Origin of the sequence: Rhodopseudomonas sp. B29 (genome assembly GCF_000333455.1) — a bacterium.
Lineage (GTDB): Bacteria > Pseudomonadota > Alphaproteobacteria > Rhizobiales > Xanthobacteraceae > Rhodopseudomonas.
In genome coordinates this window covers 1-8742 of sequence record NZ_BADD01000053.1, presented here as the reverse complement: position 1 = coordinate 8742, position 8742 = coordinate 1, and the positions used below count along the sequence as shown (strand labels likewise).

Genomic DNA, 8742 nt, shown 5'->3' with positions numbered 1-8742 from the left:
TCGACCGCCGAGTATTGGCACATCGGCGAAATCATGATGCGGTTCTTGGACGTGATGCCGCGCATCGAGAACGGGCGGAACAGTGGCGGCTCTGACATCGAGGGGGCTCCGGACATTGCGGAGAAATACTGGCCAGCCTCCGCGGGCGGGTCAATCGGCGGTCGCGTCGCCGGCCGGCGAGCTTTGGACTATCCAGCGGATTGGACTATTGTCGGGCATGATCCTCATCCGTGCGTCCCGCCTCGCCACCGCTGCGGCCTTTCTCGCCCTGTTCACGCTGTTGATGCCCGCGCCGCGCGCGGAAGCCCAGGGCCTCTACCCGACCAAACCGGTCCGCATCGTCGTCCCGTTCGCGGCCGGCGGCGTCGCCGACACCACGGCGCGGCTGGTCGCCGACGAGCTCGGCAAGAAGCTCGGCAACCGTTTCTATATCGAGAACCAGGCCGGCGCCGGCGGCATCGCGGCGGCCCGCACGGTGATCTCGTCGCAGCCGGACGGCTACACGCTGGCGCTGCTCTCCAATGGCACCGCGATCAGCGTCTCGCTGTTCAAGCAACTGCCGTTCGACCCGGTGAAGGATTTCGTGCCGATCTCCAGCCTCGGCAGTTTCGACTTCCTGTTCGCGGTCCGGGCCAATTCCAAGTTCAAGACGCTCGAAGATCTGATCAAGCAGGCCAAGCAGAAGCCTGGTTCGCTGAACGTCGGCACCATCAACGTCGGCAGCACGCAGAACCTCACGGCTGAACTGCTCAAGACCGCAGCCGGCATCGACTTCGTCATCGTGCCGCATCGCGGCTCGCCGGAAGCGCTGATCTCGCTGCTGCAGGGCAATGTCGATCTGGTCGTCGACAGCTATTCGGCGCTCAAGGGCAACCTGCTCGACGGCAATATCAGGGCGATCGCCGCAACCGGACCGCTGCGCTCCAAGATCACCCCCGACGTGCCGACGCTGCGCGAAAGCGGCATCGAGGCCAGCGTCGAATCCTGGAACGGCCTGTTCGCGCCGGCCGGCACGCCGCCGGCGGTGACCGGCGCCATCAATACCGCGCTTCAGCAGATCCTCGCCGACCCGGGACTGAAGAAGCGCCTGCTCGACCTCGGCATCGACGCCAAGGCCTCGACACCGGACCAGCTTGCGGCACGGCTGCGGGGTGATATCGACAAATGGCGTGCGGTGATCGACAAGGCCGGCATCGAACGGCAATAGCGGCCGGCACGCCCGGCCGAAGAAGACGCGGATGAACCTCAAGCAGCTCGAATATTTCATGCACGTCGCCGAGCTCGGCTCGTTCAGCAAGGCGGCGATGATGCTGGACATCGCCCAACCGGCGCTGAGCCGGCAGGTGCGGGCGCTGGAGAGCGAGCTCAAACAGCAATTGTTCCTGCGCAACGGCCGCGGCGTGGCGCTGACCGAGGCCGGGCGGCGACTGTTCGATCATTCGGTCGGCATCATGCAGATGGTGGCGCATGCCCGCGAAGACCTCGGCGCCAGCCGCGACGCGCCGGTCGGCCGCGTCACCATCGGCCTGCCGCCGTCGATCGCCCGTCAGCTCACGTTGCCGCTGATCGATCATTTCAAGCGCGAGCTGCCGGCGGCGCGGCTCGCCATCGTCGAGGGCCTGTCGAGTCACATCGTCGAATGGGTCACCACCGGCCGCGCCGATGTCGGGCTCGTCTACAATCCCGAGGCGCAGTCCGGCATCGAGATCACGCCGCTGCTGCAGGAGCCGCTCGGCCTCGTCAGCCACGCCGCCAAGGGCAAGCGCGACAAGAACCCCAAGCCGCTGCCGTTCAAGGAGCTGTCGAACTATCCGCTGATTGTGCCCGAGCGCGTCCACGCCATGCGGCGACTGCTCGAGACCCAGGCGGCGCTGGCCGGGGTCAAGCTCGACATCGCATGGGAAGTGTCGAGCGTGCCCTCGATCATCGAGCTGGTCTGCGCCGGCTATGGCCATGCGGTGCTGACCGCGAGCGGCGTCGCGGCCTCACCGCGCGCCGCCGAGCTGGTGATGCGCAAGCTGATCGATCCGGCGCCGGCGAGCGCGCTGTGCCTGGTGGTGAGCGCGACGCGGCGGCCGACGCCGCTGGCTCAGCGCAGCATGCGCCTCGTCACGGAACTGGTGCGCGCCCTGCCGGTTTGACGCCAGCGCAGGCGCCCACACGATTTCGGCATGGGTGACCAATATTGCCATGCCACAATCCGATAGCTGTTATAGGCCTCGGACGGTGGCGCGGCATGCCGCGCACGCCCACAATGACCAATAACAATACGGATGGAAACGCATGCAAACCGCCATTCCCTGTCTGTTCATGCGCGGCGGCACTTCGCGTGGCCCGTTCTTCAACGCGGCCGATCTGCCCAGTGATATTCCGACCCGCGACAAAGTCCTACTCGCGGTGATGGGCTCGCCCGACCGCCGCCAGATCGACGGCCTCGGCGGCGCGCATCCGCTCACCAGCAAGGTCGGCATCGTATCCAAAGGATCGAAGCCCGGCGTCGATCTCGACTTCCTGTTCGCTCAGTTGCAGCCCGACAAGGACACGGTCGATACCACGCCGAACTGCGGCAACATGCTGGCCGCCGTGGTGCCGTTCGCGCTCGAGACCGGCATGATCAAGCCGCAGGGCGCGACCACGACGCTGCGCGTGCTGACGCTCAACACCGACATGCAGTGCGACATCACCGTGCAGACGCCGGACGGCCACGTCGATTACGAGGGCGACGCCCGCATCGACGGCGCGCCCGGCACTTCGGCGCCGATCAAGATCAACTTCCTCGACACCGCCGGCTCGGTGGCGCCGTCGCTGCTGCCGACCGGCAATGTCCGCGACGTCATCGACGGCATCGAGGTCACCTGCATCGACAACGGCATGCCGTTGGTGATGTTCAAGGCCGAAGCCGTCGGCCGCACCGGCTATGAAGGCGTCGCCGAACTCAACGCCGACACCGAGCTGAAGAAGCGGCTGGAGCAGCTGCGCATCGCCTGCGGCCACGCCATGCAGCTCGGCGACGTCACGGCGAAGAACTATCCGAAGATGACGCTGATCGCCGCGCCCCGCGCCGGCGGCAGCATCACCACCCGCAGCTTCATTCCGCATGTCTGCCACGACGCCATCGGCGTGCTCGCCGCCGTCACGGTGGCGACCGCCTGTGTGCTGAAGGGCAGCGTCACCGAGGGCATCGCCGTGGTGCCGGACGGCAACGTCAAGCAGATCTCAGTCGAGCATCCGACCGGTGAATTCTCCGTCGAACTCGAGGTCGACCCGGCAAACCCGCAGAACGTCACCCGCGCCGCGCTGCTGCGGACCGCGCGCCTGATCATGCGCGGCGAAGCGATGGTGCCGGCGTCGGTGTGGGTCGGGAAGCAGGCCAGTGACGCCGCGCTGCGGCGCGCGGGTTGAGACACTGAGGCCATATAGGACGAGAAATCGAAGCACGCGCAGTTAGCACGAGCGAAGCAACAAACCACAGTCGTCATGCCCGGGCTCGACCCGGGCATCCATCTTCTTCCGAAAGAGGATGGATTGCCGGGTCAAGCCCGGCAATGACGGCCAGAAACTATTCGAGGACACAAGATGATCATCGACATTCACGGCCACTACACCACCGCGCCGAAGGCGCTGGAGGACTGGCGTAACCGGCAGATCGCCGGCATCAAGGATCCGTCCGTGATGCCGAAAGTGTCCGAGCTGAAAATCTCGGACGACGAGCTGCGCGCCTCGATCATCGAGAACCAGCTCAAGAAGATGCAGGAGCGCGGCAGCGATCTCACGGTGTTCTCGCCGCGCGCCTCGTTCATGGCGCACCACATCGGCGACTTCAACGTGTCGTCGACCTGGGCGGCGATCTGCAACGAGCTGTGCTACCGCGTCTCGCAGCTGTTCCCGGACAATTTCATCGGCGCCGCGATGCTGCCGCAGTCGCCGGGCGTCGGCCCTAAGACCTGCATTCCCGAGCTGGAAAAGTGCGTCAAGGAGTACGGCTTCGTCGCGATCAACCTCAATCCCGATCCGTCGGGCGGCCACTGGACCTCGCCGCCGCTGACCGACCGGCAGTGGTACCCGATCTACGAGAAGATGGTCGAGCTGCAGATCCCGGCGATGATCCACGTCTCGACGAGCTGCAACGCCTGCTTCCACACCACCGGCGCGCACTACCTCAACGCCGACACCACCGCCTTCATGCAGTGCGTCTCCGGCGATCTGTTCAAGGATTTCCCCGATCTGAAATTCATCATTCCGCACGGCGGCGGCGCGGTGCCGTATCACTGGGGCCGCTTCCGTGGCCTGGCGCAGGAGATGAAGAAGCCGCTGCTCGAGGACCACGTCCTCAACAACATCTTCTTCGATACCTGCGTGTATCACCAGCCCGGCATCGATCTGCTCAACACCGTGATCCCGGTCGACAACGTGCTGTTCGCCTCGGAGATGATCGGCGCGGTGCGCGGCATCGATCCGCAGACCGGCTTCTACTACGACGACACCAAGCGCTACATCGAGGCGTCCAAGATCCTGACGCCGGAAGAGAAGCAGCAGATCTACGAAGGCAACGCCCGCCGCGTCTATCCGCGGCTCGATGCGGCGCTCAAGGCCAAGGGCAAGTAAGGGGTAAGTAATCATGACCGTGCGGATGAACGATCTCGGCATCGTCAAGCGCAACATCAGCCGCGCCGACAAGGCGGCGGTCACGAAGCTGTCGCGCTTTGGCGTCGCCACCGTGCACGAGGCGATGGGCCGTGTCGGCCTGATGCATCCCTATATGCGGCCGATCTATCCGGGCGCGCATATCTGCGGCACCGCCGTCACCGTGCTGCTGCAGCCGGGCGACAACTGGATGATGCATGTCGTCGCCGAGCAGCTGCAGCCCGGCGACGTCGTGGTCGCGGCCTGCACGGCCGACTCGACCGACGGCTTCTTCGGCGATCTCTTGGCCACCAGCTTCCGCGCCCGCGGCGCGCTCGGCCTGATCATCGACGCCGGCGTGCGCGACGTGCGCGATCTCACCGAGATGAAGTTTCCGGTGTGGTCCAAGGCGATCCACGCCAAGGGCACCGTCAAGGCGACGCTCGGCTCGGTCAACATTCCGGTGGTCGCCGCCGGCGCGCATGTCACGCCGGGCGACGTGGTGATCGCCGACGACGACGGCGTGGTGATCGTGCCCGCCGCGGTGGCGCAGATGGCGGCGGATGCCGCCGAGGCGCGCGAGGCCAACGAGGCCGACAAGCGCGCCAAGCTCGCCTCCGGCGTGCTCGGACTCGATATGTACAAGATGCGCGAGCCGCTCGAGAAAGCCGGCCTGAAGTACATCGATTGATGAGCAGCGATCCGAAACAGTGGCTGGTCGGGATCGTCGGCTACGGCGAGGTCGGCAAGATTCTCGCCGAGGATCTGCGCGCCCAGGGCGTCAAGGTCGCCGCCTATGACGTCAAGCTCAACGACGATCGCGGCGCGCCGCTGCGCGAGCACGCCAGCCGCCACGGCGTGACGCTGACGTCGTCGCACGCCAATCTGGCGGCCCGCAGCGACTTCCTGATCTCCGCAGTGACGGCGAGCCAGACCGTCGCGGTCGCCGAGGCGTGCGCGGCGGCGCTCAATCAGGGCACCTGGTTTCTCGACTTCAACTCCGCCTCGCCCGGCGCCAAGCAGCGCGCGGCCGCGCTGATCGACGGCGAGCAGGGCCGCTATGTCGAGGGCGCGGTGATGACCTCGGTGCCGCCTTATCGGATCAAGGTGCCGCTGCTGCTCGGCGGTCCGCACGCGGCGGAGCTGGCGCCGCTGATCAATGCGCTCGGCTTCGCCGCCAAGCCAGCGAGCGACCAGCTCGGCGTCGCCTCGGCCACCAAGATGTGCCGCAGCATCATGATCAAGGGGTTGGAGGCGATGGTGATCGAGAGCTTCACCACCGCCCGCGCCTACGGCGTCGAGGACGCGGTGATCGCCTCGCTGCAGGAAACGTTTCCGCAGATCGATTGGGAGAAGCAGGGCGCCTACTTTTTCCAGCGCGTCATCGAACACGGCCGCCGCCGCGCTGAAGAAGTCCGCGAAGTCGCCGAGACCGTCCGCGACGCCGGCCTGACGCCATGGTCGGCGCAGGGTACGGCGGAGCGGCAGGCGTGGGTGGCCGACCTCGCCGATGAAGGGCTGTTCGGGACGCGCGGCGACAAGGATTTCGCGCGAAGCGCTGATTGGCGCACTGAGGCTGATCGGATTCTGGCGAAGGTGAAGAGCGAGACGAAGACATGAAGCCGCAGGAACTGGCGGCGGAGCGGTCTTACTAATTAGCCGAAGCGCTGATGGCACCCCTCCCCCTTGCGGGGAGGGTCGGCCGAGCGAAGCGGAGGCCGGGGTGGGGGTCCACGAGTCGCAGTGCTCGTGGACCCCCACCCCCGACCCCTCCCCGCAAGGGGGAGGGGAGTAGGCCGCGGACTGATGTGAGTCACGAAAGACAAAGAGTAACGAATGAAATTCGAAAAGACCCCTGGCTGGCTGGATTGGTACCAAGGCCCGTCGAAGCCGCGCTTCAAAGTCCCGGCTGGCGCCGTCGATGCGCATTGCCATGTGTTCGGGCCGGGCGACGAGTTTCCGTTCGCGCCGGAGCGCAAGTACACGCCGTGCGATGCCTCCAAGCATCAGCTCTACGCGCTGCGCGACCATCTCGGCTTCGCCCGCAATGTCGTCGTCCAGGCGACCTGCCACGGCGCCGACAACCGGGCGATGGTCGACGCGCTGGTGAACTCCGGCGGCAAGGCCCGCGGCGTCGCCACCGTGAAGCGCAGCGTCACCGACGGCGAGCTGCAGGCGATGCACGACGCCGGCGTCCGCGGCGTCCGCTTCAACTTCGTCAAGCGGCTGGTCGATTTCACCCCGAAGGACGAGCTGGTCGAGATCGCCGAGCGGATCGCCAAGCTCGGCTGGCATGTGGTGATCTACTTCGAGGCGGTCGATCTGCCCGAATTGTGGGACTTCTTCACCGCGCTGCCGACCACCGTGGTGGTCGATCACATGGGCCGGCCGGACGTCACCAAGCCGGTCGACGGCCCGGAATTCGAGCTGTTCGTCAAATTCATGCGCGAGCACAGCAACGTCTGGTCCAAGGTGAGCTGCCCGGAGCGGCTGTCGGTCTCAGGGCCGCCGGCGCTGAACGGCGAGCAGAACGCCTATCGCGACGTGATCCCGTTCGCCCGCCGCATCGTCGAAACCTTCCCGGACCGCGTGCTGTGGGGAACCGACTGGCCGCACCCGAACCTGAAGGACCATATGCCCGACGACGGCCTCCTGGTCGATTTTATCCCGCACATCGCGACCACGCCTGAACTTCAACGCAATCTACTGGTCGACAACCCGATGCGGTTGTATTGGCCGGAGGAGCGCTAAACACAAAGTCATCGTCATGCCCGGGCTTGTCCCGGGCATCCACGAAAGCGGACCATCCGCAGCAAGAACGTGGATGGCCGGGACAAGCCCGGCCATGACGGATTTGATACCACGTAACACAGAGGAGACTCCGCCATGCCCCTCGACAAACCCTACACCGACGTGCCCGGCACCACGATCTTCGACGCCGACATGTCGCGCCAGGGCTATCACCTCAACCAGTTCTGCATGTCGCTGATGAAGGCCGAGAACCGCGCCCGCTTCAAGGCGGACGAGCGCGCTTATCTCGACGAATGGCCGATGACCGAGGAGCAGAAGCAGGCGGTGCTCGACCGCGATCTCAACCGCTGCATCTCGCTCGGCGGCAACATCTACTTCCTCGCCAAGATCGGCGCGACCGACGGCAAGAGTTTCCAGCAGATGGCGGGCTCGATGACCGGGATGACCGAGGAAGAGTATCGCAACATGATGATCAACGGCGGCCGTCCGGCCGAAGGCAACCGCTACATCGGGGAGAAGAAGTAATGGCCCGGATCACCGCCAGCGTCTACACCTCGCACGTCCCCGCCATCGGCGCCGCGATCGACATGAAGAAGACCGGCGAGGACTACTGGAAGCCGGTGTTCGCCGGCTACGAGTTCTCCAAGCAGTGGCTGAAGAACGAGAAGCCCGACGTCATCTTCCTCGTCTTCAACGATCACGCCACCGCGTTCAGCCTCGACCTGATCCCGACCTTCGCGATCGGCACCGCGGCCGAGTACACACCGGCCGACGAAGGCTGGGGCCCCCGCCCGGTGCCGAAAGTAATCGGCCATCCGCGGCTCGCCGCGCATATCGCCCAGTCGGTGATCCAGGACGATTTCGACCTGACCATCGTCAACAAGATGGACGTCGACCACGGCCTCACCGTGCCGCTCAGCCTGATGTGCGGCGAGCCGCAGGCCTGGCCCTGCCCAGTGATCCCGTTCGCCGTCAACGTCGTGCAATATCCGGTGCCGTCGGGTCGGCGCTGCTACATGCTCGGCCAGGCGATCGGCAAGGCGATCCGCTCCTACGACGAAGACCTCAACGTGCAGATCTGGGGCACCGGCGGCATGAGCCACCAGCTGCAGGGTCCGCGCGCCGGCCTGATCAACCGCGAGTGGGACAACGCCTTCCTCGACCAGATCATCAACGATCCGGATGCGCTGTCGAAGAAGCCGCATATCGACTACGTCCGCGAGGCGGGCTCCGAAGGCATCGAGCTGGTGATGTGGCTGATCGCGCGCGGCGCGATGGCCGACGCCACCGGGGGTCCGAAGCCCAAGGTCGCCCACCGTTTCTATCACGTCCCGGCCAGCAACACCGCGGTCGGCCACCTCATTCTGG

9 protein-coding genes are annotated in these 8742 nt (G+C 65.8%); all 9 read left to right on the top strand.

From position 1 onward, the window contains the following. The first annotated feature begins 217 nt into the window (after positions 1-217). A complete protein-coding gene (locus I5M_RS01690; RefSeq protein ID WP_022719819.1) occupies positions 218-1207 on the top strand; it encodes a tripartite tricarboxylate transporter substrate binding protein in 990 nt (329 codons plus the stop codon). Positions 1208-1238: 31 nt separating this feature from the next. Continuing rightward, positions 1239-2141, top strand: coding sequence for a LysR substrate-binding domain-containing protein (locus tag I5M_RS01685; protein ID WP_022719818.1), 903 nt, complete (start codon positions 1239-1241; stop codon positions 2139-2141). A gap of 142 nt (positions 2142-2283) precedes the next feature. Then, the gene (locus I5M_RS01680; RefSeq protein ID WP_022719817.1) at positions 2284-3402 is read left to right on the top strand and encodes a 4-oxalomesaconate tautomerase; all 1119 of its coding nucleotides are present in this window, start codon (positions 2284-2286) and stop codon (positions 3400-3402) included. A 174-nt stretch (positions 3403-3576) separates the two neighbouring features. Next, positions 3577-4605: an amidohydrolase family protein gene (locus tag I5M_RS01675; RefSeq protein ID WP_022719816.1), complete on the top strand. Its 1029-nt coding sequence runs from the start codon at positions 3577-3579 to the stop codon at positions 4603-4605. Between the two features lie 13 nt (positions 4606-4618). Further along, on the top strand, positions 4619-5314 hold the full coding sequence (gene ligK / locus I5M_RS01670; RefSeq protein ID WP_022719815.1) for a 4-carboxy-4-hydroxy-2-oxoadipate aldolase/oxaloacetate decarboxylase: 696 nt from the start codon (positions 4619-4621) through the stop codon (positions 5312-5314). Next, the gene (locus tag I5M_RS01665; RefSeq protein ID WP_022719814.1) at positions 5314-6243 is read left to right on the top strand and encodes an NAD(P)-dependent oxidoreductase; all 930 of its coding nucleotides are present in this window, start codon (positions 5314-5316) and stop codon (positions 6241-6243) included. Before ligK ends, I5M_RS01665 begins: the two co-directional genes overlap by 1 nt. A gap of 216 nt (positions 6244-6459) precedes the next feature. Continuing rightward, the gene (locus I5M_RS01660) at positions 6460-7374 is read left to right on the top strand and encodes an amidohydrolase family protein (RefSeq protein WP_022719813.1); all 915 of its coding nucleotides are present in this window, start codon (positions 6460-6462) and stop codon (positions 7372-7374) included. Positions 7375-7509: 135 nt separating this feature from the next. After that, entirely contained in the window at positions 7510-7899 is a 390-nt protein-coding gene (gene ligA / locus I5M_RS01655) for a protocatechuate 4,5-dioxygenase subunit alpha (protein WP_022719812.1), read from the top strand. Then, the coding region (locus I5M_RS01650; protein WP_022719811.1) for a class III extradiol dioxygenase subunit beta at positions 7899-8742 on the top strand (844 nt) is incomplete at its 3' end. The genes ligA and I5M_RS01650, both read left to right, overlap by 1 nt.

Excerpts from the sequence above, each read along its gene's own strand:
- I5M_RS01690 (WP_022719819.1), top strand. The coding sequence starts at position 218 with ATGATCCTCATCCGTGCGTCCCGCCTCGCCACCGCTGCGGCCTTTCTC.
- I5M_RS01685 (WP_022719818.1), top strand. The coding sequence starts at position 1,239 with ATGAACCTCAAGCAGCTCGAATATTTCATGCACGTCGCCGAGCTCGGC.
- I5M_RS01680 (WP_022719817.1), top strand. The coding sequence starts at position 2,284 with ATGCAAACCGCCATTCCCTGTCTGTTCATGCGCGGCGGCACTTCGCGT.
- I5M_RS01675 (WP_022719816.1), top strand. The coding sequence starts at position 3,577 with ATGATCATCGACATTCACGGCCACTACACCACCGCGCCGAAGGCGCTG.
- ligK (WP_022719815.1), top strand. The coding sequence starts at position 4,619 with ATGACCGTGCGGATGAACGATCTCGGCATCGTCAAGCGCAACATCAGC.
- I5M_RS01665 (WP_022719814.1), top strand. The coding sequence starts at position 5,314 with ATGAGCAGCGATCCGAAACAGTGGCTGGTCGGGATCGTCGGCTACGGC.
- I5M_RS01660 (WP_022719813.1), top strand. The coding sequence starts at position 6,460 with ATGAAATTCGAAAAGACCCCTGGCTGGCTGGATTGGTACCAAGGCCCG.
- ligA (WP_022719812.1), top strand. The coding sequence starts at position 7,510 with ATGCCCCTCGACAAACCCTACACCGACGTGCCCGGCACCACGATCTTC.